General features: G+C 57.3%; 30 protein-coding genes. 23 read left to right on the top strand and 7 right to left on the bottom strand.

Annotated elements, in window-relative coordinates; translation table 11 throughout:
- The first annotated feature begins 138 nt into the window (after positions 1–138).
- On the top strand, positions 139–663 hold the full coding sequence (locus E5K02_RS25120) for a hypothetical protein (RefSeq protein WP_240737446.1): 525 nt from the start codon (positions 139–141) through the stop codon (positions 661–663).
- The gene (locus E5K02_RS25125) at positions 656–1,354 is read left to right on the top strand and encodes a nucleotidyl transferase AbiEii/AbiGii toxin family protein (protein ID WP_135399281.1); all 699 of its coding nucleotides are present in this window, start codon (positions 656–658) and stop codon (positions 1,352–1,354) included. The genes E5K02_RS25120 and E5K02_RS25125 overlap by 8 nt, the downstream gene beginning before the upstream one ends.
- Before the next feature lie 176 nt (positions 1,355–1,530).
- Here E5K02_RS25125 and E5K02_RS25130 read toward each other — a convergent pair whose 3' ends face one another.
- Complete coding sequence (locus E5K02_RS25130) at positions 1,531–1,971, bottom strand: helix-turn-helix domain-containing protein (protein WP_135399283.1); 441 nt, start codon at positions 1,969–1,971, stop codon at positions 1,531–1,533.
- Between the two features lie 581 nt (positions 1,972–2,552).
- Here E5K02_RS25130 and E5K02_RS25135 point away from each other — a divergent pair.
- The 6 genes from E5K02_RS25135 (at position 2,553) to E5K02_RS25160 (ending at position 4,979) form a co-directional block, all read left to right on the top strand.
- A complete protein-coding gene (locus E5K02_RS25135; protein ID WP_135399285.1) occupies positions 2,553–2,792 on the top strand; it encodes a hypothetical protein in 240 nt (79 codons plus the stop codon).
- A gap of 171 nt (positions 2,793–2,963) precedes the next feature.
- A complete protein-coding gene (locus E5K02_RS25140) occupies positions 2,964–3,386 on the top strand; it encodes a hypothetical protein (protein WP_135399287.1) in 423 nt (140 codons plus the stop codon).
- A gap of 3 nt (positions 3,387–3,389) precedes the next feature.
- Positions 3,390–3,827, top strand: coding sequence for a hypothetical protein (locus E5K02_RS25145; RefSeq protein WP_135399289.1), 438 nt, complete (start codon positions 3,390–3,392; stop codon positions 3,825–3,827).
- A 120-nt stretch (positions 3,828–3,947) separates the two neighbouring features.
- A complete protein-coding gene (locus tag E5K02_RS25150) occupies positions 3,948–4,262 on the top strand; it encodes a hypothetical protein (RefSeq protein WP_135399291.1) in 315 nt (104 codons plus the stop codon).
- Between the two features lie 20 nt (positions 4,263–4,282).
- Complete coding sequence (locus E5K02_RS25155) at positions 4,283–4,537, top strand: hypothetical protein (protein ID WP_135399293.1); 255 nt, start codon at positions 4,283–4,285, stop codon at positions 4,535–4,537.
- A gap of 184 nt (positions 4,538–4,721) precedes the next feature.
- Complete coding sequence (locus E5K02_RS25160; protein ID WP_135399295.1) at positions 4,722–4,979, top strand: hypothetical protein; 258 nt, start codon at positions 4,722–4,724, stop codon at positions 4,977–4,979.
- Positions 4,980–4,983: 4 nt separating this feature from the next.
- Here E5K02_RS25160 and E5K02_RS25165 read toward each other — a convergent pair whose 3' ends face one another.
- Both E5K02_RS25165 and umuD read right to left on the bottom strand, forming a co-directional pair.
- Entirely contained in the window at positions 4,984–6,282 is a 1,299-nt protein-coding gene (locus E5K02_RS25165) for a Y-family DNA polymerase (RefSeq protein WP_135399297.1), read from the bottom strand.
- Positions 6,266–6,694, bottom strand: coding sequence for a translesion error-prone DNA polymerase V autoproteolytic subunit (umuD, locus tag E5K02_RS25170; RefSeq protein WP_240737447.1), 429 nt, complete (start codon positions 6,692–6,694; stop codon positions 6,266–6,268). Before umuD ends, E5K02_RS25165 begins: the two co-directional genes overlap by 17 nt.
- 397 nt (positions 6,695–7,091) lie before the next feature.
- Here umuD and E5K02_RS26305 point away from each other — a divergent pair, with 397 nt between their 5' ends.
- The 6 genes from E5K02_RS26305 to E5K02_RS25200 all read left to right on the top strand — a co-directional run bounded on the left by E5K02_RS26305 (position 7,092) and on the right by E5K02_RS25200 (position 15,362).
- Positions 7,092–7,445, top strand: coding sequence for an HNH endonuclease signature motif containing protein (locus tag E5K02_RS26305; protein WP_394346432.1), 354 nt, complete (start codon positions 7,092–7,094; stop codon positions 7,443–7,445).
- 300 nt (positions 7,446–7,745) lie between these two features.
- Positions 7,746–9,068, top strand: a complete 1,323-nt coding sequence (locus E5K02_RS26005; RefSeq protein WP_240737448.1) for a DNA/RNA non-specific endonuclease — start codon at positions 7,746–7,748, stop codon at positions 9,066–9,068.
- A 47-nt stretch (positions 9,069–9,115) separates the two neighbouring features.
- The gene (locus tag E5K02_RS25185) at positions 9,116–12,649 is read left to right on the top strand and encodes a T9SS type A sorting domain-containing protein (protein WP_135399303.1); all 3,534 of its coding nucleotides are present in this window, start codon (positions 9,116–9,118) and stop codon (positions 12,647–12,649) included.
- Between the two features lie 836 nt (positions 12,650–13,485).
- Positions 13,486–14,004: a hypothetical protein gene (locus E5K02_RS25190; RefSeq protein ID WP_135399305.1), complete on the top strand. Its 519-nt coding sequence runs from the start codon at positions 13,486–13,488 to the stop codon at positions 14,002–14,004.
- Between the two features lie 79 nt (positions 14,005–14,083).
- Complete coding sequence (locus E5K02_RS25195) at positions 14,084–14,590, top strand: hypothetical protein (RefSeq protein ID WP_135399307.1); 507 nt, start codon at positions 14,084–14,086, stop codon at positions 14,588–14,590.
- 169 nt (positions 14,591–14,759) lie between these two features.
- Positions 14,760–15,362: a hypothetical protein gene (locus E5K02_RS25200; RefSeq protein WP_135399309.1), complete on the top strand. Its 603-nt coding sequence runs from the start codon at positions 14,760–14,762 to the stop codon at positions 15,360–15,362.
- A 140-nt stretch (positions 15,363–15,502) separates the two neighbouring features.
- Here E5K02_RS25200 and E5K02_RS25205 read toward each other — a convergent pair whose 3' ends face one another.
- Positions 15,503–15,994, bottom strand: a complete 492-nt coding sequence (locus tag E5K02_RS25205) for a hypothetical protein (RefSeq protein ID WP_135399311.1) — start codon at positions 15,992–15,994, stop codon at positions 15,503–15,505.
- 789 nt (positions 15,995–16,783) lie between these two features.
- Between E5K02_RS25205 and E5K02_RS25210 the strand changes: the two genes are divergently transcribed.
- The 3 genes from E5K02_RS25210 to E5K02_RS25225 all read left to right on the top strand — a co-directional run bounded on the left by E5K02_RS25210 (position 16,784) and on the right by E5K02_RS25225 (position 19,834).
- Positions 16,784–17,170: a hypothetical protein gene (locus E5K02_RS25210; protein WP_135399313.1), complete on the top strand. Its 387-nt coding sequence runs from the start codon at positions 16,784–16,786 to the stop codon at positions 17,168–17,170.
- 1,081 nt (positions 17,171–18,251) lie between these two features.
- Positions 18,252–18,863 carry a hypothetical protein gene (locus tag E5K02_RS25220; protein ID WP_135399317.1) on the top strand — a complete coding sequence of 204 codons (612 nt, stop codon included), beginning with the start codon at positions 18,252–18,254 and terminating at the stop codon, positions 18,861–18,863.
- A 47-nt stretch (positions 18,864–18,910) separates the two neighbouring features.
- On the top strand, positions 18,911–19,834 hold the full coding sequence (locus tag E5K02_RS25225; protein ID WP_135399319.1) for a DUF6438 domain-containing protein: 924 nt from the start codon (positions 18,911–18,913) through the stop codon (positions 19,832–19,834).
- 54 nt (positions 19,835–19,888) lie between these two features.
- Here the strand turns inward: E5K02_RS25225 and E5K02_RS25230 are convergent, their stop codons facing one another.
- Entirely contained in the window at positions 19,889–20,380 is a 492-nt protein-coding gene (locus tag E5K02_RS25230) for a toxin-antitoxin system YwqK family antitoxin (RefSeq protein WP_135399320.1), read from the bottom strand.
- A gap of 271 nt (positions 20,381–20,651) precedes the next feature.
- Between E5K02_RS25230 and E5K02_RS25235 the strand changes: the two genes are divergently transcribed.
- Both E5K02_RS25235 and E5K02_RS25240 read left to right on the top strand, forming a co-directional pair.
- Positions 20,652–21,152, top strand: coding sequence for a hypothetical protein (locus E5K02_RS25235; RefSeq protein ID WP_135399322.1), 501 nt, complete (start codon positions 20,652–20,654; stop codon positions 21,150–21,152).
- 75 nt (positions 21,153–21,227) lie between these two features.
- Complete coding sequence (locus tag E5K02_RS25240) at positions 21,228–21,539, top strand: hypothetical protein (RefSeq protein WP_135399324.1); 312 nt, start codon at positions 21,228–21,230, stop codon at positions 21,537–21,539.
- A 134-nt stretch (positions 21,540–21,673) separates the two neighbouring features.
- Here E5K02_RS25240 and E5K02_RS26310 read toward each other — a convergent pair whose 3' ends face one another.
- On the bottom strand, positions 21,674–22,060 hold the full coding sequence (locus E5K02_RS26310; protein WP_135399326.1) for a carboxypeptidase-like regulatory domain-containing protein: 387 nt from the start codon (positions 22,058–22,060) through the stop codon (positions 21,674–21,676).
- A gap of 88 nt (positions 22,061–22,148) precedes the next feature.
- Here E5K02_RS26310 and E5K02_RS25250 point away from each other — a divergent pair, with 88 nt between their 5' ends.
- From E5K02_RS25250 to E5K02_RS25265, 4 genes are all read left to right on the top strand, one after another.
- Positions 22,149–22,649 carry an SMI1/KNR4 family protein gene (locus E5K02_RS25250; RefSeq protein ID WP_135399328.1) on the top strand — a complete coding sequence of 167 codons (501 nt, stop codon included), beginning with the start codon at positions 22,149–22,151 and terminating at the stop codon, positions 22,647–22,649.
- A 106-nt stretch (positions 22,650–22,755) separates the two neighbouring features.
- Positions 22,756–23,469, top strand: a complete 714-nt coding sequence (locus E5K02_RS25255) for a hypothetical protein (protein WP_167856590.1) — start codon at positions 22,756–22,758, stop codon at positions 23,467–23,469.
- A 44-nt stretch (positions 23,470–23,513) separates the two neighbouring features.
- On the top strand, positions 23,514–23,936 hold the full coding sequence (locus E5K02_RS25260) for a hypothetical protein (RefSeq protein ID WP_135399332.1): 423 nt from the start codon (positions 23,514–23,516) through the stop codon (positions 23,934–23,936).
- Positions 23,937–23,983: 47 nt separating this feature from the next.
- Positions 23,984–24,412 carry a hypothetical protein gene (locus tag E5K02_RS25265; protein ID WP_135399334.1) on the top strand — a complete coding sequence of 143 codons (429 nt, stop codon included), beginning with the start codon at positions 23,984–23,986 and terminating at the stop codon, positions 24,410–24,412.
- A gap of 75 nt (positions 24,413–24,487) precedes the next feature.
- Here the strand turns inward: E5K02_RS25265 and E5K02_RS25270 are convergent, their stop codons facing one another.
- Entirely contained in the window at positions 24,488–25,027 is a 540-nt protein-coding gene (locus tag E5K02_RS25270; protein WP_135399336.1) for a hypothetical protein, read from the bottom strand.
- Positions 25,028–25,906 lie beyond the last annotated feature (879 nt).

The following is a 25,906-nucleotide window of genomic DNA, read 5'->3' on the forward strand; positions in this document are numbered from 1 at the left end:
ACTTACTTATCAGAACCTATTCGTAAGGATCGATAAGTAAACATTACAAATCGGGATTGAAATGATGATACAGATAATTTTGTGTACGAATTGTGATTATCAATTTGCAAATTGCAAAATGAAAATTAATTAACCAGGATGCGACAACATAATGGGATGCGCCCGCAGGATGTAGTCGTCCTGCTTAAGTTGCTCTTACTAGAAGGCACTGCTTGGCAAGGCAAGGACTTGGCGCATGCCTTGTCTCTAAGCCCGACCGAAATATCGTTTAGCTTGAAGCGGTGCCAGTATGCTCGGCTGTTAGAGGGCACTGACCGGCGCGTGGCCCGGCGAACCTTTCTGGAGTTTCTGCTCTATGGTTTGCCCGTGGTGTTTCCCACGCAACCGGGCGCCCAGGTCCGGGGGCTGCCCACCGCGCACAGTGCCGCCCCATTGCGGGAGCAACTGGTAGCCGAGCAGCTATACGTTTGGCCCGACGCAGAAAGTGACTACTGGGGTAGCGCTATCGAGCCCTTGTACCCGCGCGTGCCGCAAGCCGCCAAAGCCGACGCCCACCTCTATGAGCTGCTGGCACTGGTTGACGCGTTGCGGGTGGGCCGTTCTCGGGAGCGAAAACTGGCGGGGAATTCATTAAAGGTGTTTATGTTGCCAGCCCATGTCTAATGCGGCCAACTTGGCCGCGCTGCAGGCCGTGGCCCGGGCGCTGGGTCCCCTGCGGGAACGAGTCGTTTTCGTGGGCGGCAGCACCGCTGGCCTATACAGTACTGCAGCCCGCGCCGCCGAGTCCCGCCCGACCATCGATGTGGATTGCATTATTGAGGTGGTGCCTCACACGGCCTACTATGCGCTGGAGGAAAAGCTGCGCGCCCTCGGGTTTCGGCATGATCAGGAGTCAAAGGTCATCTGCCGCTGGCGGGTCGCGGGGCTGGTGGTCGATGTAATGCCAGTAGGGGAAGATAATATCATGGGGTTTTCGAACCCGTGGTATCCGGAAGGCTTTGCCCATGCCATTCCTTATGCGCTGCCCAACAGAACCACTATTCAGATTATGCCTGCGGTGTACTTTATCGCCACGAAGCTGGCGGCGCTGCGCGGCCGCGGCATGAGCGACATCCGCCTGAGCAACGACCTGGAAGATATCGTGTACGTGCTGGATAATCGCCCGGCGTTAGGGGTAGAAGTAGCAGCTGCTTCTCCCGCCGTTCGCTCCTACATCGCCACGGAAGTTAGCCGACTGCTGCAACACCCGGAATTACGAGAAGCTATCGATTGCCAGTTGCCCTACGGATCTGGTGACGAACGGAAATTTATCATCGAGCGGCGGCTTCACTCTCTGGTCTCTGTTGGGCAGTAGTTAACAAGTACCAGAACCCATGAGGTGTTTCCTTGAGGTATGATAAGGAAAGCGTATCGGACCTGTGTTGCATTTAGTCTGTAAATGGCAGTGTGACTCCCCTGTTCCATCACTGCCGCTCGCGGCGCAGTTCCCCTGAGCGGCAGCAGGTAATTGGGCCACAGCAGCCGGACAGCTTACTGCTGTGGCTGAGCGCGCAGCAGGTCAATGAGTTCCTGCTTGTCCCGCAGCTGGCTGCGCAGGAGCTCATTTTCCCGGGCCAGGGTTGCGCAGGCCTGCTGCCCGTGGGCAAGGCCGATGGCGTAGAAGTGATGATGGGCATCGAGCTGCTCGGCCTGCTGCTGGGCTGCCTGGGTTGTGGTTTGCCCCACGATAAGCACGTCTTCCGCCGGGTTTTTAAACATGGGACCCTGGCCGGTCAGCAGCCATTCGGCGCTCAGGCCGGCTACTTTCTCCATCATCCGCGTCAGAAACGGGGCAGTCGGCTTCGTGTCCAGCCTGACATAGTTGCGAACCGTGGCGTCACTGACCCCCAGCAGCGTACTGAAGCCGCGTGTACTCAGCCGTAGCGCAGCAATGAGCAGCCGAATGCGTTGATTGAGGCTGGATTCGCTCATGGATGTATATTCTGATCAATGGAAAACCTGCTGCGATCTGGCTTACCAGCCAACCAAGTGCAGGGCAGCCGGCTTGCTTGGTGAATGCTGGCAAGGATAGGCGGCAAGATAGCATGCCAACGTCCAAATTGCCGATCGTCAGCGGGGTATGGGCCTTGTTTCGGCGTAGCATACGGAAGAGACCGGCCCCTGCCGGAGTAGGGCATGTGTACGGGAGCTTTGCTGCGTAGACGCTGCTGCCCTCCCGCGCCAAAGTGAGTTGTAGCAAAAACCGGATGGGCCTGCCCTACCAGACTGCTGGGATTACACACATTCTCTAACTTATATTTACCAGCTCGACGGCTCACGGCTTAGATCCAGCAGGCGCACTATTGCTGCTTATTACTTCAGGATGGGCGCTCGTATTACAACTGCTTGCACTACCCGTGACACGCTACACTGCCCGTAATGCCAGTACCCCGGCCGCGGCGACCAACAGCTTACCGAGTTGACCAGGTTGCAATCGGCCTTGCTCAGCTACAAAACACATCTGGCTACCCAGCAAGAATATTTCAGTGAAATCATCTATTCCTATTAGCCGAATGCCCCGTTTACTCCCCCTGCTTCTGCTGTGCCTGACGCTGCTCCCGGTCGCCTGTACAAAAGACTCGGATCTGCCCACCCTCAAGGGCCGGTGGAATTATACGAGCTCTACAACGTTCGTCTACAACACCGACGGCACCCTCCGAGAAGCAGTAAGCTCCTCTATTCCTGTTCACTATATAGCTATCACCCCTGCTTTCATCATCACGTACATCAACGACGATACCAGGCCCTACTAACAGCTCCCCTACCGTCGTCAGGGCACCCGCATCGACTATACCCAGCCCGACTACAACGACCAGACAATTACGGAGCTGACCGACCAGCAGCTGACCTTGGTCAGCGACCAAATCCCGCTCGGCACCCAAAACGGTTATTTCATCAGTAAAACCCAATACACGCGTTAACCCATGTCCATACCCCGTTTCCTTTCCTTCTTTCTGCTGTGCCTGACGCTGCTCACGGCCGCCTGTAAAAAGGACACTACCGAACCCGAGCCCACCTTGGAAGGCCGCTGGAATTTTGAGAGTATGACAGAACATTCGTATCAGGCGGATGGTACGCACATCAAAGCAGCGCCTGCGTCGATGCTCCCCCACTACGTGGTGGTTACGACTACTGAATTCAGCGCGTATCATTCCGCCGACAATACGCTCATCATGAAGTCGGGCTATACCCGCCAGGGCAACCATATCCACTTCTTAAACCCCAGCTACAGCGGCGACGTGACCATTACGGAGGTGAGCAAGCAACGCCTCACCATGCTCAGCGACAAGATTCCCTATGGCCCCCAGGGGGGATATTTAACGTTGGAGAGCACATTCACACACTAGCCAGTGTCACGCCCGTTTCCCCTACTCCTGCTGTGCCTTCTGCTGCTCACAGCCGCCTGTAAAAAAGACACCGCTGAACCCGCGCCGGTATTGGAAGGCCGCTGGGTCGAGCAGTCGCACATGACCTACACATACGACACGGCTGGCAAGCTCCTGCGAGAGCACTCCGTTACGGCTCCCACGCCTCGCTACGGCATGGTCATCCAGCCCACAACCTGGGAGTGGCTGGGTCCCAATCTCAGCGGCGACCTGGTCCCCGCCTTCACCGACCGCATCACCCGCACCGGCAACATGATCTATTTTACCCGCCAGGCCGGCGACGAGTTTGAACTTCGCATTCTGACGCTTACCGCGCACACGCTCACGCTACGCTACGAGCATATCATTACAGACCCCACTACCGGGCAGTACGAAACCCGCGACGATACCTTCAGCCGCTAACCCTCTTCAATGACCCCACGGCAGTTCTATCACCTACAAGCCTCCACCTGTTACTTGGTTAGCATATGCTTGTGCGTGGCACCGTGGGCCTGGCTCGTGGTATTGGTCTTAGAGCTGCCCATGTTTACTGCGCCCCCGTACTTTGGCTACGGGGTGGTGGCCCTGGGCCAAAGCATCGTGTGGTTGCTTACAGCCATTGGCCTGGGCCTGCGCACCGGCCGCCGGATAGCGGTTGCCGGGTTTGGGCTCTACCTATTCGGGCTGCTGGCCATGCTGGGCAACATGCTCTCTGTTCTGCTGACGACCCCGTATGTCTTGCGCCGAAGGGTTATTCTGGTAGTCTTTCTGCTAGTGTCGCTGGGGTTTGCCGTGAAATGCGCCGAGCGCCTTTACCAAGCGTGGCTCCGCCCGCGGCGGGTGGCAGTGGCTTCCTAAAGGTGGCGTACCTTGCGCCCATGCCCATCTCCCACTACGGTTTCCGCGCCTTACCCTTCGAGCAGCAACTCGCCGTGATCTGGCAGGAAGGCACCTTCCTGGCCACGCGCTGGGAAGAGGAAGACGCCATCAACCTCTACCACATGGGCACCTTCTTCGCCGAGGTCTATTACGACCCCGACACGAACGAGCTGCTGCGCACTGGCGCCTTTACCAGCACCCGCTGCCTGGAAAACTACACCTGCTACATCCAGCTCGATGACTTAGCGATATGAAAAAAGCCCCGGCCAGTTGACCGGGGCTTTTTGCTGGTTGCACGGAAGCCAACTTCTTCTTGCCCAGGCTACCGGTAATCGAGCTGGTTCACACGTTTGCTTCCAAAACCCTATATAGTTCTTAGCTCATTTTCGCATCATCTAGCCAGTCTATCTAGCGTGCTCGGATTTTGGCTTGACATCGATGCTCCGCTCCCCGCATACCTTCCTGACGCTCCCCGTCGAACAACAGCTCACCGTCCTCTGGGCCGAGGGCATCTTTCTGGCTGCGCGCTGGGAAGCGCACAACCGGGTATACCTCTATTATCTGGGTTCCTTCTTCACGGAGGTATCCTGTGACCAGCGCCAGCGCAACCGGCTGAGCACCCGCGCCTGCACGACCGGGGAGTGCCTGACCGAGTACGCCAGCGACGTCCAGCTGGACGATTTACTGCTACCCTAGCGCCCTACGCACGAATACAGAGTAAATCCTCCCAGCAGGTGGTATAGGCCGGCGTCTGCCACTGGTGTTGCCCGGCCCAGGGCGCGGTATACTCCCCCTTGGGCAGCTGGGCCGTCGCAAACTTGACCTTGCCCGCCCCAAAGCGCTGGTTTACCTTATCCAGGTCGGCCATGAGCTTGGCTCGGCGCTCGGCCTGCTCGTTGGGTTCAAAGAGCAGCAGCTGCTGCTGCCCGGCCGTTTCCAACCCATCGAGCACCACGCCCGCCTTCCGGTACACCGCGCCCGGCTCCCAAATCCGCTTGAGCGCGGCCCGGGCGTGGCGCAGCAGCTCAATGGTGTCGCTCGTGCCGGTGGGCAGCGTAAGCACCACCGAGCGGGTGTGCGGCGGGGGCTCAGTGCCGAAGCGGTTTTTGCTGATAAACACGGTCAGCACGTTGGCCGCCGAACCCTGCCGGCGCAGCTTCTCGGCCGCCTTCGAAGCAAAGTGCGCCACGGCGCCCAGCACGTCAGCAAAGGCCGAGAGCGGCTGGCCAAAGGTGCGGGTGCAGGCAATGCTCTTGCGGCTCAGGGTGCCATCTTCACTCGGCTGCAGACCCTGGCAGGGCGTGCCCTGCAGCTCGCGCACCAGGCGCGCCCCCACCACCCCGCCCAGCTGCTTGCGTGCCCAGGCCTCGCTCTGACCGGCCAGCTGCGCCGCCGTCCGGATACCCTGAGCATAAAGCTTGTGCGCATACTGCCCGCCGATGCCCCACACGTCCTCCACGGGCGTTTGCGCTAAGGCCCACTGCCGGCGCCCGTCGGTATCGAGGTAGCACACACCCTCCATGGTGGGGCTTTTCTTCGCCAGGCGGTTGGCCAGCTTCGCCAGCGTCTTGGTGGGCGCGATGCCGATGCACACGGGAATGTGCGTGCGCCGGCGCACCTCGTGCCGCCACCCGGCCGCCTGCTCAGCCAGTGGGCCCAGGTAGGGCTCCATGCCGTGCAGATCCAGAAAGCACTCGTCGATGGAATAGATTTCCACCTCCGGCACCACCGAACTCAGGTAGTGCATTACCCGGCCCGACATGTCGCCATACAAGGCATAGTTGCTGGAAAACATCCGCACAGCGTGCTGCTGCACCAGGGGCTTTACCTGGAAGTACGGCTCCCCCATCTTCAGGCCCAGGGCCTTGGCCTCGGCCGAGCGCGAAATCAGGCAGCCGTCGTTGTTGCTGAGTACCACCACGGGCTTGCCTTCCAGCTGGGGCTGAAACGCCCGCTCACAACTCACATAGAAGTTGTTGCAATCAACTAACGCGTACACGGGTTGCTAGCCGGCCACGCCGGGTTTCGGTTACCACGTGCGTGACGACACCCCACACGTCAATCATGTCAAACTCGCCGCCGATGCGCACTTCCGGGTAGCTCGGGTTGTCCGGTACCAGAAACCAGGTATCCCCGCGCCGAAGTAGGCGCTTGACCGTAAAGCCGCCCTCGACGACGGCAATGACCACGTCGTCGTGCTGGGCCTGCAGGTGGCAGTCGACGGCCAGCAGGGCCCCGTCGCGGATGCCCGACTCGCCCCCGCTCATGCTCTCGCCCATGACCCGCACCAGGTAGGACGAGTCGGGATGCGGCAGCAGTAGCCGGTTCAAATCCAGCCGCAGGGCCTGGTGGTCATCGGCCGGCGAGGGGAAGCCCGCCGGCACCATCGAATCAAAAAAACGAAACCACAAGGGCTTCCGAGCAACAGGCAGTACAACAACTTCACACATAGCGGTCTGAAAACAGGGTTGGCGCAAGTATACGCGCTACTAATATAATTAGCTAAACATCTACTAATTTTAGTAGTCGCATGCTCTACTAGATATGGTTTCGTCCAAGGTGGTTTGCAGGGCTTTCCTACTGGTAGGCCGGCAAAGCAACTAAAGCAGAGCAGCGTTTGGATTGGGGTTTCTATCTTTACCCACTGGGTCCGCTCTCCCACCCGCCCGGCCTTACCGCATGAAAAGCTCCCCTTCAGGTCTCGTCCTGCCGACCCACCGCCAGCCCCGCCCCAGCTTCGAGCAGCGGTTCTGGGCCAAGGTGGACAAGACTGAGTCGTGCTGGAACTGGACCGGGGCCATCAACATCATGGGGTATGGGGCCATCCGGCATCAGGCCGGCCCCACCCGCGAGACGCGGTCGGTGAAAAAAGCGCCTTGGGTCAGCTACGAGCTGCATATTGGTCCCGTGCCGGAGGGCGTGCCGCTGCTCCATACCTGCGGGAACCGCCGCTGCGTCCGACCCGATCACCTGGCCCTGGGCTCGCCCGACAGCCTCCCCCGCAAGCGGGGTCCCAAGCCCAGAACGAGTTGTCCGCGTGGCCATGCCTATACGCCGGAGAGTACCTATGTTTACCAAGGCAGCCGGTCTTGCCGCACCTGCCGCCGCATTCGATCCCAGCAAGCTGCCGCAGCCCGGCGGGCTGCGCGGCAGAAACGTTAGGTCCGGTAGCTAGCGAGGAAAGCAGCACTTCGGACATGACACCGGCACCCGGAACCCGGGGGCGGCAGCGGCCTAGCCCCCTCGGGTAGCCGGCATGCCCCGCCTCCGCGTTCCGGCGGCTACCTAGCTCAGCACGACCTCTCCAGGCTTTCTGCTCGGCGGGCCAGCATGCTACCTTTTCGCGGCAGGATGCAATTGTACTTAAATGCGTAATATTAGGGTAACATCCCGACCCTACTTTTGCAGGGACACTTCCCCGGCATTGGTGCGGCTGCTCCCTTTCCTTTTTTCCCTTTCTCCATGAACTACTTGTACCGGCATGCCCGCGGTTTCTGGCTGGCGGCCTTCCTGGTCACGTCCCTGTGGACTGGCCCCTGGGCCGCACAGGCGCAGTCCACCACGCGCGAATCCTTTGAAACGGGCACCAAAACCACCTACCCTGCCGGCTCGGTCACGCTGAGCACCGGCACGTGGACCTTTGACGATGCCCTGCTGGGCACCTCGGCCCAGGACCGCAAAAATGGCCTGCAGGCCCCGCGCCTGACCCAGGCCGGCAAGCTGACCATGGACTTCTTCCTGCCCGACGGCGCCTCCACCGTCACGGTGCAGCACGCGCTCTACGACACGCAGGCCAGCTCGGGCTTTGAACTCTACTACCAGAGTCAGAACTGCGGCTGTACCACCTGGATTAAGGCCGGTACGACGGTCATTGCCAGCTCAACGGCCCTGCAGACGGCTTCCTTCCCCGTCAACGTTTCGGGTCCCATCCGCTTCGAGCTGCGCAAGGTTTCCGGCGGAGCCGCCCAGCTCAACCTGGACGACTTTACGGTCACGCCCTTCTCGGTGACCCCGCCGCCCGTGGCCGGCGACAACGACCACCTGACGATGGGCAACCCCAGCGGGGCGGTAACGGACGTGAACATGCCCTTCAACTACCTCATGCGCAAGCCCCAGTTCGCCCTCTCCTACCACCGCGACCAGGGCAAGCCCAACTGGGTCAGCTGGTATCTGGCCCCGGTGTGGCTGGGCAGCACCCCACGCCAGGATAATTTTCGGGCCGATCCGGAGCTGCCCGCCGGCTGGTACCAGGTTGGCAGCGGCAGCTACTCGGGCTCGGGCTTCGACCGGGGGCACAACACGCCCTCGGCCGACCGCACCAGCTCGGTGGCCGACAACTCGGCTACGTTTCTGATGACCAACATGATTCCCCAGTCGCCCAACAACAACCAGATTACCTGGGCCACGCTGGAAAACTACGCCCGTACCCTGGTCGGGCAGGGCAACGAGCTCTACATCATCATGGGCAGCTACGGCAAGGGCGGCACGGGCTCAGCCGGCTACAAGGAAACCATCGACAACGGCCGCGTGCAGGTGCCCACCCGCGTGTGGAAAGTCATCGTGGTCTTGCCCACCGGCACCAACGACGTGGCACGCGTGAGTGCGGCGACCCGCATCATCGCCGTGGACACGCCCAACCAGCAGGGGCTGACCAGCAACTGGGGCCAGTACCGCACCAGCGTGGACGCCATTGAAGCCAACACCGGCCTGGATCTGCTCTCGGCCCTGCCCACGGCGGTGCAGGACGTGGTAGAAGCCGCCATCGATAACGGTCCGACCCAATGAGCCAGCCTTTTTTTCCTTTTTTCGCCGGCCCTCAGCCTTTGCTTGCCATGCTGCGCTTTCGCCTTTTCTTTCTTCCGGCCCTGCTCAGCCTGGTGCTGAGCCTGGGGCTCTCGCTGACCAGCCAGGCCCAGCTCGCGCTGCCCGGCAGCAGCCCGGTCACGGTGACCTTCGACTCGTTTGGTAGCAGCGCCACGGCGGCATTGCCCAGCGGCTTTGTCCTAGCGGGCGGGACCTCCCCCACCTACAGCAACGCGGGCAACACCGCGGCCACGACCCAGGCCGCCGGCACCACCGGCACGGGCGCGCTGAGTTCAAACTCAGCCGGCGGGGCCTACAACTTCGGCAACGGCGTCAACAGCACGGCCCCGGACCGGGCCCTGGGCTTTTTGTCCTCGAGCAGCTATTCCTCCCCGCGCAACATCCTGCTGGCCGTGCAGAACACGAGTGGGGCGACCATCACGGAGCTGACGGTGGCCTACGACGTGGAAAAGTACCGCCTGGGCACCCGCGCCTTCGAGTGGCAGTTTTTTACCAGCCCCGACGGCAGCATTTGGACCCAGGTAACGACGCTCACGCAGAGCTACCCCGCTGACGGGGCCACCGGTGCGCCGGTCAATCCGCCCACGACCAGCAGCAAGACCACCACGCTCACCGGCCTGAACCTGGCTTCCGGGGCTACCACCTACCTGCGCTGGGCTTATGTGGGTGCCGGCGGCAGCACCAACGGCCAGGGTCTGGGCCTGGATAACCTCGTGCTCACGCCCACGCTGGGCAATCCAGGCACGCCCACGATTACCACCGGAACGGTCACAGGCAGTCCGTTCTGCGTGACAGCTACCAGCGGCAGCAGCGTCTCCGTGCCCTTTACCGTCAGCGGCACGCTCAGCGGCGACTTTGCCGTGCAGCTGTCCTCGGCCAGCGGCACCTTCCCGGCGGACGCCACCACGAGCCTGATCGGGCAGGGCACCAGCTCCCCGCTGGCCGCCACGCTGCCGGCCGGTACGCCCGCCGGCAGCGGCTACCGGGTGCGGGTCGTGCACGCGGCCAGCGGCACGCTGGGCTCCCCCAACCCGAGCAACCTGGTCGTTAACGCTGCCCCCGCCACCAATCCGGTCACGGTCACTCCCTCGACGGCGCAGGCCGTGCTCACCACCGGTACCGGGGCTACGCTCACGGCCTCGGCCAGTGTAGCTTCTTCCTACCAGTGGGCCTTCGGCACCGCGGAAAACGGGCCCTATACCAGCTCCATCAGCGGGGCAACCAGCGCCAGCTATCAACTGCGCGGGGCCGACTTCGGCGGTGCGGGCACCTATTACCTGGTTGCCCGGGCTACGAGCACCTGCGGCAGCGTGCCGGGCACCAGTGCCCCGATTACGGTAACTGTGACGGCCCCTACGCCCGAGCTGACGATTACCCCGCTGACGGTGCCCGATTTTGGCAGCATCTACGTGGGCGCCGCCTCGGGCAGCCAACCTGTAACCGTGCGCGGTACCAACCTGAGTAGCCCGGTGACCTTTACCCCGCCGCCCGGCTTTGAGATCCGTACCGGCTCGGCCCCGTTTGCTTGCTGCGCCATAACGCTCACGCCCCAGAACGGCACGCTCCCCAGCACCACCATCGACGTACGCTTCGTGCCCACGCTGGCCCAGGTATATCTGGCCACGGTGGCCGTGGGCTCAACGGACGTGCCCAGCCAGGACCCGGTAAACGTGTCGGGAACGGGCGTGGCCCCAATTTTCCCGGCCACGGTGCAGACGGCTCCCGTGACGGGTATCACCGCGACCCAGGCCCTGAGCGGCGGCACCATCAGCTCCGACGGCAACGCTGAGGTAACCGAGCGCGGCGTCGTGTATGCCACCACGGCCGCCCCCACCCTGGCGAACCAAGTTACGGTGGATGGCACCGGTGCAGGCACCTTTACCAGCACGCTCACGGGCCTGCAGCCCAATACGCTCTACTACGTGCGGGCCTACGCCACCAACGAAGTAGGCACCAGCTACGGCGAGCAACTTACCTTTACCACGGCCCGCGTGGCCCTGGCGGCTGAGCCCACCCAATCCTCGACGCTGACAGCCAGCCAGCTGACTCCCACTACGGTGCAGCTCTCGGCCAGCGGGGGCACGGGCAGCAAGCGCCTGTTTCTGGCCACCCAGTCGGCCGACCTGCTGAGCGTGCCCGCCGACGGGACGACCTACTCGGGCAACGCCACGCTGGGCCAGGGCGATCAACCGGCCCCGGGCATCTTCGTCGTGCAGGCCGGCGTGGGCACGAGCGTGACTATCACCGGGCTGCAGCCGAACACGGAGTACACCTTTGCCGTCTTCGACTACAACGACGACAACACCACGGGGGCCGAGAACTACCGCACCCAGGACCCGGGCAAGCTCACGCTCAGCACGCCCGAGCAGCCGGCTCAGCTGCTGCTGGAGGAAAACTTCCTCTACGCCAGCGGCGAGGCGCTGACCACCCGCGGCTGGACCGGTCACAACGCGACCGGCACCACCCCGATTCTGACCAGCAATGGGGGCCTTGCCCGCTCGGACTACAATGCCACGGGCGGTAATGCCGCGGCCCTGACGGCCTCCGGCGAGGACATCCACCGCACGTTTGCCCCCGTGGCGCCCGGCACGCCGGTGTACGCCGCCTTTCTGGTGCAGGTGGGCAGCTCCACCGGAGCCGACTATTTCTTCCACTTGGGCCCGGACCCGATCAGCACCACTTACCGGGCGCGGGTGCTGGTCAAGCCCGGCACCACGGCCGGCAAAGTGCAGTTCGGCGTCAGCGGCAGCGGCACGACGGCCGTCTACGATCCGACCGAGTACGAGACGGGCACGCCCTACCTGCTGGTCGTGCGCTACAGCTTCGGCAGCAGCGGCACCGAAACCCGCCTCTACGTCAATCCAGGGGTGAGTGAGCCAACGGCCAGCAACGCGACCAGCACCGAGGCGGCCACCTCGTCCCCGACCAACATCGGCTCGGTGGCCCTGCGCCAGGGCAGCAACACCTCTCCTCTGCTGCTAGATGGGCTGCGCGTGGGCACCACCTTTGCCGTGGTGCGCCAGCAGCTGCCCGCCCCGCTGCCCGTGCAGCTGAGCGCCTTCACGGGTCAGGTGCAGCAGGCCTCGGCCGTGCTGCGCTGGTCGACGGCGCAGGAGCTGCACAACGACCGGTTTGAACTCGAACGGGCCCGCGACGGGGCCCACTTCACGCGCATTGCCACGCTCAAGGGCAAGGGCACCACGTCGACGGCCTCGAGCTACAGCTACACCGATGCCGGCGTGCTGCAGCCCGGCCAGACGCTCTACTACCGTCTGCGGCAGGTAGACACCGACGGCTCGGCTTCCTATTCCAAGGTGGTCGTGCTCTCGGGCACGGGGCTGTCCTTGCAAGCCGTCCCGAACCCGGCCCACGACCAGGTCCGCCTGCTGGGCGCCTCGGCGGCCACGGCCCAGGTGCTGGACCTGACCGGGCGGGTGCTGCGCACGGTAGCGACCACGGAGTCGGTTTCGCTCCGAGGCCTGGCGCCGGGGGTATACGTGGTGCGCTGCGGCAGTCAGACGACCAAGCTGCAGGTCGAGTAGCCAAGTATCTGGGAACCGGTATCGTCCCGTTCCTATCTTCGCTGCGCCAACCGTGTTGCGTATTGGCAATAAGGTACGCAACGCATGCACTGGCCTTGAAAAGCCCGACCTGCTAGGTCGGGCTTTTTTTGTGGTACCTAGTCGCGCCCGCGCCTGGGTTTCGCATCCGTAACGTCTGCATCCTGCTGGACGTGGTTGTAGTGCGTACGGCCTTATGGGACCGGGGCCACTCGGGCGGGCATGAACGAATTGTTACCTCTTAGGCAAGCTCACACACTATTATTCAGAACATCCTATATTTGTCCTGCCCTGGTAGTAGGTAAAGGCATTCTCAAGGGCAAGCCCGTCGGTTTTCAACCGGTGGGCTTTTTTGTGTCGTGGGGCCTAGGCTGCGTATCGGGTTGGCCATACGCTCTTCCTGGCTCGGCCTTGTTATCTTACGGCGTCCTGCTCCTACCCTTATGGCTTTTACGTACCAGGTCGATGTCCAAGAGTCGACCCTTCCCTTGCCGGAATGCGCAGCTTTCCTGCAAGGCTATATTTCCCGGACCAAGCGCTTCCCCCGCTCCAGGGATCTGTTGGACTACTCGCCTGAAGGAAGCCTGCGTATTCTTGCCTGTCGATGGAGCGGCCCTGCTACCGCCCCAGTCGTGTACTATCGGCTTCGCTTGGAAGCGAGGCGGGCTGAGGGCTGAGCTTGTTTTATGGGTGGGGCTGGTCGCTGCTCAGTTGACCGAAGCGGCGGGAATAGTGGACATGCAAGGACAGTAGAAGTGTTGTTGCGTATACTGTGCGCTTAGTAAGCGAAACCACCGTTATTTTAAACTCAGGACGCTATGGATTCTTCAACTACCACAGATGCTACCGGAGTATCCGAGTCCTACTGGACGGCGGTGGGCAACATTGTCCGGGAGCGGCCTTATGGGCCTGGGGGAGCTGAAATTCGCTTCGGCACCAAGCATTTTGCCCCGGGAGCCAAAGTGTACATCATCAACTGGTACGCTGGCATGTGCCAGAGCATTATCGTGGTGGGTATGCACCGCAAATCCAAACGGTTCATCACCCTGGCTCTCGACGTTCGGCTCGTTGAAAACCTGCGGCCCCAGGTGTGCTATAACCCCGCGGTCATTGCTAAACTAAAAGAGCACTTCTCCCCAAAGCCGCACTTTAACCCGGGCACCATCAATTCCCTCACCAAAGAGTTTGCCGAGCAGGTCTGTGCGACCATTCCGCACTGGCAGCAGAACTACAAAAATGCTGATCGGGTTGCGCCGGTTCCCGCTCCCGAGTTTGAGAGCCACGTGACTTGGCGCCAGCGCGTGCGGGAGTTCTTTGGATTTCTACCAAAAAGCTGAAGCCTTTCACTAATTGGACCGTTTCACTGAACTTGACTATGTATCGCACTGCTTACTGGGAAATCTGTTTCTTCGCCGTATGCTTCCCCTTCCTTCAACCACTTTACCCGACTGGGAAACCTTAAAACGCACCGTGTACAGCGATGACGGTTCCCTGCGCGACATCTACGTTCTGGACACTACGCGGGAAGATTGGAACCGCTGGATAGCCTTCGTCAACGCCCGCTATCCCGTGCGCTGGGAGGCGGAAGGCCACAACGGCGGAGCGCCGGCCACGGCGATCAACGCTGACTTCATCGCTCGGCGCTGGGACGCGGGCCGCGAACAACTCACCGTCCTGGCCGCCGTGTTCCTCGGCAACGTGCAAGCCAACTGCCACTTCTTTGTCGAAACCAACATCGAGCAAGACCTGGCCCCTGGAGAAATCCGCACCCCGGCCGATCATGAACAGGTCCTGGCCTATTTAATCGACCTGTCGACAGCGCTAAGCAAAGAAGTAATCTTAACCGAAGAAAGTGCCGAAGAAGCCGTGTGGTTCAGGGTCAACGGAACCTGTGTGGAATACATCTCCGCACCCTATATATAGGATATAGGCGGTGTGCCCATTTTGCTCAGGAGAGGTAAACGCTCCTTTCGCTAGAAGGGCCATTTTTGTGTACTACCCTGCCCATCCCAGCCGCAGCAGCAAGGAGCGGTAAGCTAGTAGCAACCTGTTCGAAGCGATTTTTTGTGAGGGAATTTTACGTTGGCCGTATATGGAGCACATTTTGACCGCAAGAGAAATCCGGGCATTGCAGCAGCAACTGAGCCGGGCGATTCAGAAAGCGGCGCCACAAGATCAAACACGTCACCGCCACTTACGCTTTATCCAGCAGGCATGGGGCGATTTCGATGCGGCCGTACCGCTCTCGAAGCTGCTTCGGGCCGAGAGCCGCGAAGTACGTCACTTTGCCTCCGTAGCGCTTCGATTCTGTGGAAATGCACAAGTGATACCAGCACTGTTGAAGGCGGCTCAGGCACCCGAAAATGCGGGGTATGCACGACCGTATATTTGGGCGTGCGCCCATTTTGATTGTACCCCTTACCTCCCCCGTTTCCTGAAAATCATCACGCACGCGGACGATGCCGGCAGCATCACGTGGGCCAGTGTGGCGGTTCTAAAACGTATGCAAGGGCCGTTTGATAAAGCTGCGCTAAAACTGCATATCAAGCAACTGCTGCGATTGAAGATACCTGAAACCACTACCTCTGTAAAAATGCACGAACTGCTCCTTGCCGAAACAGGTCACGTCTTACATCAGCACTTGTATCTACAAATTGCGGATGAGGTAGATACGCTCCCTGATAGCGGCGGTTGAAACACTCCCCTCAGCATTCGGACCGTTTGGCTGAACTAAGCTTGCCCCTGGTTCAGGCTCGGTCGGCCTCTGGTCGTGAGTTGATGCGTCAAATACCAACGTAATCCTAACTTACGTTTACACTCTATTCCAGCTTCCTGTTAGTGAAGCATATATAAGTTGTGCGCCTTAACCAACTGAGCAATAGCGCCCTCCACAGCTGGTTTGCCTTCCGGATCTAGCAGATAGAGTACGACCGCTACATCATGGGCACTCGTCCAGATACTGTCAAACGCGGGACTGTAGAAGAGGTAGTGCTCCTTTTCACGGGCTCCTAATGTCACTTGCTGGATTAACGCCGACACATCGTGAAGTGCTTGAAACTGCTCCTCTGCCTCATCATATACTAGCAAGGGAGCACAGCAGTGCACGGCCAAATACAGCGCTACTAGATTGGCTTCCTGCTCTAAATAGTGCTGATAGTCTTGTTCGTTATGGATGCCTTGATAGAAAATGATTTGCTCCTCTGCTTCTTCGCTGAGCCAATGATCGTGCATGCCGATGATGCGCTTCTCGTAACGTCCTGTTGGCTCCCCCGTTTCTACTAGCGCCCAAGCAAACTGCAAGGCATGATCATTCTTTTCATCTACCATGGTACTTATCCGAGAAGTCGATTTATGATAACAAGCAGCTGGATGATAGCGGCTTAACCCACCGTTTGGCTGAACGCTTTTACCTTAGAGTGATGGAAGAAACTGCCCTCCGCTTCACCGGTGCGCCCACTTGGAAACAGTCGTACTGGGCCGAGATGCTGGTCGAATGCCCAAAGTGTGCCCACGCCGCCTTGATTACCGCTACTGTTAGAGCAAGTGACTTCCGGTATCTTCCCAACAGCACGTTGGCGTGTTCCCACTGTGCCTACACCGAAAGGGCCGCGGACGCGGTGGCATACCGTGTGTCCATCAAAAGGAATTGCGACACCTGCGGCAAAGAAGTCGCCACGGTGATACCCCGGTCGAAGCAGCAAGTAGATACCCTGGCCGTTGCGTGCCCCCACTGCGGCGTCACGCGTACGTACCAACCCCGAAACGAAGCCTACCGGCTGACGTACCAAGCGGCCGGCCCAGGTGTAGACCCAATTTTCAATTTGCCTTTATGGTTACAGGTAGACGTCAAAGGTCAGATATTATGGGCCTATAGCCGGTCCCATCTGAGCGACATCAAGCGCTACGTTGCTTCGCACTTGCGAGAGAGAAACATCGCTGGCCATAACACCATGGTAGAGCGGTTGCCCCAATTTATCAAAGTGGCAAAAAACCGGGAAGCGGTACTTAAGGCTATCGAGAAACTAGAACGCCGGTAGCTGCCAGAACGACCGTTAAGATGAACCTTACTTTGAGCATGAAAAGTAATAAGCAGCCGTGAAAGAACTAGTTCATACCATGACTGATTGGTACGATGGTCCACGGAAAGGCGTCGCAGACTTTGAAGGAAAACCTCATTACTATGAGTGCCCATGGTACGTCGGCATCGATGCTGGCAGCGATGAATTGGCTGAAGACTACTTGTTGACGCCATTAGATGCCGAAACCTACCACTTGGCGCTGGAAGATTGGGCCATTTGGGAACGGTGGGAGGCGGCCTTTGATGCGGGGACGGTCACGTTAGCCACCCACCCGGCCTTGCCTGAAGACCGAACCAGACACGATGAAATCGAAGAGCTGCTGCGAACGAAGTTGGTGACTAACAGACAGCTATGCCAGCGAGCAAAAGGGGTGTTTTCCTATGAGGGGGCCAAGCGTTTCGTTGAATGGACCATTATACCTTAAATGCTCCTTTTACTAATCGGGCCGTTTTCGTGAACGAGCCTTATATTGGACGAGTCAACTAATTAGAATAGTGCTTACGACTTTTTTTGCCTTCGCCACACTTCTGGAGTGCCCTGCTGGAGCTATTGTCTCCCTACTAAGAATCCAATGAGAATAGGGAGAGGATGTCTTGCTAGTGTGTTCCTACTCAGCTTGGGTGTATGCAGTATTGGTTGCCGTGATACCCAACAAGACCGTGGTGTCAAGGTGGCTTATCCAGATGGGCGTCTGCATGTGCTAGCTACCGTACGAGGGAAACGTCTGCACGGCCGGGCAATCGAGTATAGCCCCACTGGCACTATCGATAATACGTCCCGTTGGGTAGAGGGAAAGCGAACAGGCGTAACATCGTACTATTATTCGAGCGGCGCCTTGAAAGACAGCCTCACGTTCCTGAATGATACGCTGCACGGACTTTCCTTGAGCTATTACCGAAACGGGGCGCTGCAACAGGTAAGACGGTATACCCATGGCGTTCGGACAGGCACGGCCGTAACGTTTGATTCTCTGGGGAAAAGGACGCAGCAGTCCACCTATGACCGGGATGGAAACGGGATTTACGACATTTTCTATAGTCCACCTGGGGAATCTCCGCTTGGCAGCCCGGTTCCTATCACAGAAGCTAAGGATACAATCTGGTGGGGAGAAAAATATGCTGGCTCTGTTCGTTTTGGCTATCCGCTGAAGGGCAACGTGACAATGATCGTAGGCGTCCTGCGAGAAGACCGAAAGGCAGTTGACCGCTGGCCGGTAGTAGACACCGTTCAAGTAGTAGCGCAAAGTCAGGATGGACGCTTTTACTTCTCCTACTACCCGAAGCAGCCAGGACCCAATTCATTTCAGTACAAGTTTATACAGCCCCAGAGGTCGTGGGATGCGACAAACCGTGACTCCTTGACAGTCGACCTACAAACAGTTACGCATCCCTTTTTTTGTGAAGAAGCTTCGCAACTGAAATTACCCTCCTTTCGGTAGAACGACCCTTTCAGTGAGCCGTGCGCAGGTGGCTAATTGTAAGTGAGTGGGTGTATCTTCCGGCCTGATGCGTCCTTCTCTCTTCCTACTAGCTGCACTGGGTGCGTGCACCACCCAGCGCGTTTCGGTTCCGGCGGCGTCCACGTGCCATGTGATGCGGGAAAAGAAGCCCGTCGAGTACGCCGCGGCAGACACTACGGCCGCCTATGCAGCCGTGCAGGACTTTACCCAGCACGTGGGCGCCCCGCATGCGCTGCTCTACATGGTGACTGTGTCAGGGCGTCCCAACCAGAGCCGCTGCCTGCGCATCGTGCAGCGCGGCCCAGACCGGTTTACGGCCTACACCTACCGGCGACCAGGGCAGGTGGATAGCACCCATTTTTCCAGTTCAGCCCTCGCGAAGCTTCTACCCATCCCTTCTGGGCACTTTACCACCCTGTGCCTGGACTATCGTTCCGCGGTCCGGCAGGAGATGCTCTGGGTAAAGCAAGGCTCCGTCACCACCTGCAGCTTAGCGGGCGAATTTGCAGATGTGCAGGTGCCGAATCCGCCTGGTCCATCCTTGCAACCCCTGGCCGGGGCCCGCACCAGGGAAGGAGTGCCTTTCTTACTACCGGCGGACAGCGTCGTGTTGCAACCGGCTTTGAACCTATTGCATGAGGTGAAGGCCCTGAAGTAGTAATCAATCTCTCACTATTCGGACCCTTCGCGTGAACAAGATAAAAAATGCATTCTCTGCTTGTAAGTTATAAACGACTGTGGTTTCTTCTCCTAGACATCCTTGCTACTCATGTAGGCTTTGCTCAACAGGCAAATGCCATTGATGCCTTGCAGACAGATGCGGATGTAATGACTTTCTGGCAACAGCATATTGCCTTGCACCCAAAGCAGCTCAAGCTTGTCCCTTTCTATGAAGGCCGACGACAGGTAAACGACTCCTTGGGGGCCAACAATTGGCTGAAAACTGATATTGACCACAACGGGGAGACTGACCTGCTTATTTTTCGAACAGAAGGTATTACGCAGCTTGCCTTTGTCTTGTCAGAGAAGAAGGACTATCGAGTTATAAGACCCAGTCTTGAAGATCCCTACCGCCATCAGTTTGTGTACCCTGTTACGAAAACGATGCATAGGGTCAATAGCGTTCTGTTGTACAGCCAATACCAGACCGGCCTAGATGACGAACAGGGTATGGCGCTCTACTCAAAGCTGAATTGCGATACGTTGGTCGTGAGAGCAGGGCAAATTGTGAACTATTCCAGCAGGAACCTGGCAAGTAGGATAGCGTCCCTGACGGTAGAAAACAATGGCCAGTGTGAAGGTGATTGCCCGACCATCAAGGTGTTCATTGATGGTAACAAGATGACTTCTACGGCGCTCAAAGAGCAGTATTGGAATCAAAAAAGGTACACGGGCACGCTGCCAAAAAAGCAAATTCTCTTGGCGCTGGATTTACTCAACTATGCGAACTTTCCTAAGCTCCATGAAGAGTACAGCGCAAGGCCATCCGACCAAACAACAACTGTTACAACCATCATTTATGACAATGGCAGACGCAAGGTGATTCGCGACTATGGCGCCAGCGGAAGTTTCACCTTAGCCGCATTCTACACAATTGTGTATGGTGTGGATTGGGTGCTAGCTAAATGAAAACGCTCCTTTCGCTTTTCAGACCCTTTCGCTGAACTCTACCGAGGGTTGACGTTATTTGATGGGCCTCCCGTTCTGGAAGGTTTGGACACTCTGCTGCTTGCCGTCTTCCGCGTACATGGTCCAGGTGCCCTCATACACGTCGTGCTTGAAGCCGCCCACTCCCCGCAGGTTGCCGTTCTCATACCAATAGGTGTGCGTGCCTTCGCGCTGCCCGTTTACGTACGGCCCTACTCGCGCTTTTTGGCCATTACGATGCCAGTACGTCCACTCGCCCGTCTCCTTACCGCTTTTGAGCATTCCCTGAGCGTAACGGCCTCCTGAGAGATAATAAATCGTTCGGGGCCCGTCAGTGGGCGGTGCAAAGACGAGGTACTTCGCACGTGATGCAGGCAACGTGTTGCCATTGGCGATAAAATCAGGTTTACTGATTAGCGTGTCATGCAGCACCACGTCCATGGCGTTCAAATCCATGTTCACGGACTGCCCGAAAGAGAGAAAGGGGGTGAGCAGCAGCGCTCCCACCAAAAAGAACAGAGTTTGCATAGTAAGGGATAGACTGCAAATAAGCAAGTATGATAGGACGATGCAATAACGCTCGTTTAGCTTTCGGATCGTTTTCGTGAACTGGTGCGCTGCAATGGTCGATCGAGGGGAAAGAGGTATTCGCAAAACAGTAACTTGTTCAAGGATCTAGTTCCGCAGCGCAAGCCCTATGAGTAGACTCCTCTTTGCCTGGTTTATATCTATCGGGTTAGCTTCTTGTACTCATGATAGCCGCCAACAGCAACGGCCGGATAGGATACCCCAAGAGAGTATGGCCATCCTTCAGACCGTTATCAGAAATGATAGCTTGGCCCTATCCGGCAACAGCCCACGTGCCCGGCCAATACTCGCCCAAGTACAACCGCTACATCTAGTAAACAACCGTGTTCCTGATGTCATAGAGGGGCCACCGCTGCCTCCAGGGTACTTTGCAATAGGCTTGAAAGAGTTACTTTATCTGAGACATAACAATCGCCCCTTCTTCACTCAAAACGACTCTCTGTTTCTGATTCAACAGGGATTGAACAAGCAAAAGGGATTATTAGATAGCACCCGTTTCGCACCGAATGACCTAACATACAACCGTAGCCTATCGGTCTATAGGGAGATTTATGGGTTGTCCTTACCGATCTTCTCTCAGGACAGCTTGCGAGCCTACATGCAAGTCGACCATTATTGCCGCCACATGTGCGGCGGCGGCACAGGTTTACTGTTGGTGAAGAAGAATGGCCAATGGCACGTGGTAGGGAAAGAGGGTACTTGGGTTGAGTAAACAGTGTCTTCACACTAAGGATTAACCTTAACTACCGTTTACGTGAACGCAGCATAGCATTACCTTTCACTTCTTATGCATGATTTGCAGCGAGTACGTAGCTGGGTTGAAGCGGGCAAACAAGTGGGAAAGTCCTTCACCTTCGTCCGGAATGGCGTAACCTATCGGTCCTCCGTGGCGGTTCAGAAATGGAAGGATGGATATAAGCTGTATGTAGACGAGATTGAGGAGGAGTACCTACAGGCGGAAGTCTATGAGCGAGAGCAGGTCATTTTCAAATGCAGCCTTTCTGAGTTAGAAGTCCTGATAAAAGACACGACTTCCCTGACGATTGAACAGTTGGCCCCGCTTAAAGGACAAAAGCTATTCAATCCTGCGTTTGACTAACCCTCGTTGAGATTTCGGACCGTTTTCCTATACAGATAGCTTACTGCATTATCTCAAGCATCTTGGTGTAAGTACCTCGCTCCCGTCTTGATGTTTGTCCCTTCTCCAATCTGCTATTTGGGAGGTTTGAAGCCCTACATACTCTCAGTCAGCTGGATATTTAGCGAGCCTTGTTGGGGCACTTGCACTTCTTTGCAATTGTAACTGAGCATCATTACTTGCAGAATTGCACCTACCGGTGCATCTAGTTGATAATGGCCCTGCCCATCGCTTCGGGTTGTCAGAGAAGTTCCTTTGACTCGAATCAGAGCCCCTGAGATGGGCTCTGAACGGCAGGAGATGATACCGCTAACGAAATGCGGATAGCCCGGAGAGGAAGAGACAGATATAGTTCGGGGGCCTGAGGTTGTATCAAGTACACAGTCCGCGATGTTGACAATAGAAACCTGCTCTTTAGAAGGCATCTTGCTACAGCCCGTCAGTAGCTGTAGTAAAAGGAGTACAGTTATCTGCTTATCCATGTCACCGAAGGTAGTGAGTTCATTCTTCCGCTCCTTTCGCTAGAATCACCCTTTGGCTGAACGCTCTTTACAGAACAGACTCCCACAGATGGACGACCAAGATGACCTATTACGGGTCCAGCAGCACTGGCAGCAAGGCAGGACCGTTGCTCAGCAAACGGCTTCCGAAGCCGAATTGGCTCGCTTTGCTACAGTGCATCAGATCCAGCTGCCTGCTGATTTAGTCCGCTACTTTGCCCTCGTCAATGGCACCGGAGGCGCGTACGACGAGCCCTTCTTTTGCTTTTATGCTCTGGAGGAAGTGCAGACGGTGGCCGAGCGGTTTCATGACTATCACGGGACGCCCAAGTACAGCGATTTGCTTCGCACCTGGCCCGAGCACGGTCAGTTTTATGTCTTTGCCGATTACATGATGCACCTCTTTGCTTATGCCATTCGGCTGGATGTACATTTTACTTCCTCCAATCCCGTATTCGTGCTTTGTGGAGGCTCGTACCAGCTAATAGCTGGAAGTTTCACGGAGTTCCTCGGCCTCTACAGGCGGGATTCGCCCGTGCTTTATATGGGGAATGAGGAGCCAGGCGAGTAAATCAGTTCCCTCGTTTACCTTTCGGACCGTTTGAATGAACAGCTACGCATGGGCTATAAACAGCTGCAGATAGATAGTGACTGCGTTGACTTACCTTTCCTGTTCTATGCGCCAGTCTCTGCTATTCTTTCTGACCGCACTGCTACTATTTGCCGTGCTGGGAAGCTGCCAATCGCGGAACAATCCGACGGCTGCCCCCACCTCCTTGCCCCAGCGCATGGACTCGCTCACCATGGCCTTTCTGGCCCGTGTTCGTACAGGGGCCACTACTTCTTCCACCGATTCGCTCGCCACCTACCTGGCCCAGGCGTTACGCCACGACGGAGTAGATACCCTACTCTACTATCGCAGCGGCTGCGTAGGCTGCGAGGTAGTAAAAGAAAAGACTAACTGCTGGTGCAACACAGCCGAGCTGCGCGCTTACCTGTTCTGGCAGCGCGCAGGCCGCACCTTCGCCAAGCAACTGGATTGCTGTCGCAATCACCTCGCCGTGGCTACTTCGGCCGCTGCCTTTGCTTTTTATTTCCAGCACCGCCACGTCCTTGACGAGGGCCCCGCTTACTTCCGCGAACTGGAACGCTACAACCGGGCCCATCCTGGACAGGTACGGTTTCTGCCACCTAGCCCGGTGCACGGTGAGCAGCGGTACATCCGGTTGTGGGTAGGGACGCAGGAATATAAAGTGGGACATACTGCCCGCTCCTTTGAGGCGGACAGTGACGCCGCCGAGCCATTAGCTTATGAATGGCGGCAACGACAGCGTGAATGGGTACGACTCTTAGAGCAATTGCCAACGGTGACTGCAAGCCCACCAAAATAACTGTTCAATCGCTCCTTTCGGTAGAACGACTGTTTTTGTGAACGATGTATAAGAACTACCCCGATTTACACTTGTTAGATGAAACGGACCAGCTTCTGCTAGGGCACATCTTTGAAGATGCGGTCCTGATCCAGAAGCGTAACGGGGCGCACTTGCTCGAAGATGACTTTTACGGGGACCCTTCCGGGGGCCTAATTAGCCCGACCAACGAATGGGCTGTAGTGGTGGGCGAACACGTCACCATTTGGCACCACCGCGCCGGCGTCAGTCGTATTGAGCACGAAGCACTACGCTGGGTCTATGCCCTGCGCTTAAACGAGCAGGCGACGCACGTCGAACTGCTGGTGGACCCGCGGGGCACACAGGCGGCCATCTGGTGCTTGAATCCCGCGGACGGCAGCTACGTCAAAGTGCGGGATTTCCCCCAGTACAGAGACCGAGAATACACCGAGGAAATAGTGTGGTAGCTTAGTTCCCTTTTGGACCGTTTCCCTGAACTAGAGTAGCTTTAGTGATGATTAGTATCAAAGTATCGGCTATTTACCCAGAAGCAGGTGTCAACTTCCCCATTTCTTACCTTTTCATGCGGTTACTCAGAGAGCAGTTGGCACACCTAGAGCCGCAACAACATGTGGTATTCCAGGCTAAGTATGGCTTGGACTTTACGTTGGGCATTATCCTCTCTGCTAAATCGAACACGTCCCAGTTAGAAATCAAGGGGCCATCCAGTAGCAAAAAGTATAAGGTCGTAGACTACGTGTTGTACATCCCATTTGTCATTGCGGAAGAGGCAGAGACCTTCTACAGCCAGTATGTTTCCTTCGTTTGCACAGGGGTTTCCACCGTGCTGGAAAAGTTTTTGGACGCGGGAGTAGTCAAAGAAGCTGTCGCAAAATTCAGAGCCTGTGCGTTAGAGAAACAGGCTGAATTTATTCGAGTATAGTAGTTCTTCGATCAACTGCTCGTTTCGCTTTTCGGACCGTTTCGCTGAACCAAGGAACCTTAGCTCGTAGTTGTCCTACAGGCTCTCTTGACGAAAGCAAATACCCTCCAAGTGCAGGGTATCGGACTTGAACGTGACCTCGTAGGCCGCATCGTAGTGGCAGTCCAGTACGGCGGTATTCCACGGGGTGCTTTGGTCCACAGCGTACAGCGCGGCCTGGGGTAACAGGGACTCGGGCAAGGTCAACGCGGCGTCGAAAAAGCACGTCCAACCGCGTAACTGCAGCAGCGTCCGCGTGTTGAGGTTCTCCGAAAAGCAAAGTCCTCGCCACGGCAGGGTTGCGGATTCTTCGGCCGTGATGACTTCCGCTACCACCAGTTCCGTTCTGTCGGCGGACCGAAACAAAGCAAAATTGCCAGTCTCGGTATTGAAAAAGCGGTATTGCGCGTCGAACTGAAACAACGGTGTTTGGCCCATCCCTTCGACTACATCCCAGTACCGGGTCTGGTCGCTTTCGGCACCCCGCCAAGCTTGCGCACTAGCCAGAGAGCAGATGCACAGGGGCGCGCCCGCTGTTTCACCGTAGGCAACGAACTCGCAAACTTGGGTAGTCATGTCAGTTTCGATTTGGAGCAGCTCAAGCAGTTAGGGGCCAAAGTACGTTATTATGCTCCTTTCGCTATTTAGACCGTTTGCGTGAACTCTTCCTCAAAAACGGGGCGAAAGCATTTTCTTGCGAAAAAATCTGCCCGCTTATGGCGAAAGTACCAGCATCCCTTCTCCAGAGAATACGATAACGTGTCCAGTTCTAAAATCCTTGCTGTTTTGGTATCCTCTCTAATTTCGCTTACTGCTTACAGTCAATCCAAAGCAGGTATTGTGAAGATTAGCTCCGTAGATACGGTTATAAACAATAAGCCAATTCACTACGAGACCTTCTACAACCGATTCAACCATAAAAGGGGAATCGTGCTAGGACGCAGTAGGATTGAGTGCGAGATCGTTATCAAAGAAAAGACTTTTGCCATCCTGCCCGGCAACAGAAATACCCGAAAATTGTATCTGCATACAAATTTAACCCGCAACGATGTGGTCTTCAATTCCATGAATACGGAGAAGAACAAGGACGGCATATGGGTACATTATTCGGCTTCACACCGGGTTGATTCAGTGGCGTGTTACGACGACCAGGGGCTACGCCTAGTGCTGGAATTCCGAAAGAATGGTTCGCCGAGAGTGATGCATCGCTATGAGAATGGCCAGCGACAAGCCCTAGGCCCTTGGCTGTATGATAGAAGAGGCAGAGTTGTGAATATGTCCCCGGATTTTTGAGGGTAGTTTATAAAATACCTCGTTTCGCTTTTTGGACCGTTTGCGTAAACCATTCAGGCAGCCTAATTATTGTTGCGGAAACAGGTAGCCTTCCTCCTCTTACTCTCTTTTCTTCTTTTTAAGACCCTTGTCATGAAAGTATTCCAACCCATCTTAAAAATA

It is taken from the genome of Hymenobacter metallicola (genome assembly GCF_004745645.1).
In the GTDB taxonomy this organism is placed as follows: Bacteria; Bacteroidota; Bacteroidia; order Cytophagales; family Hymenobacteraceae; genus Hymenobacter; species Hymenobacter metallicola.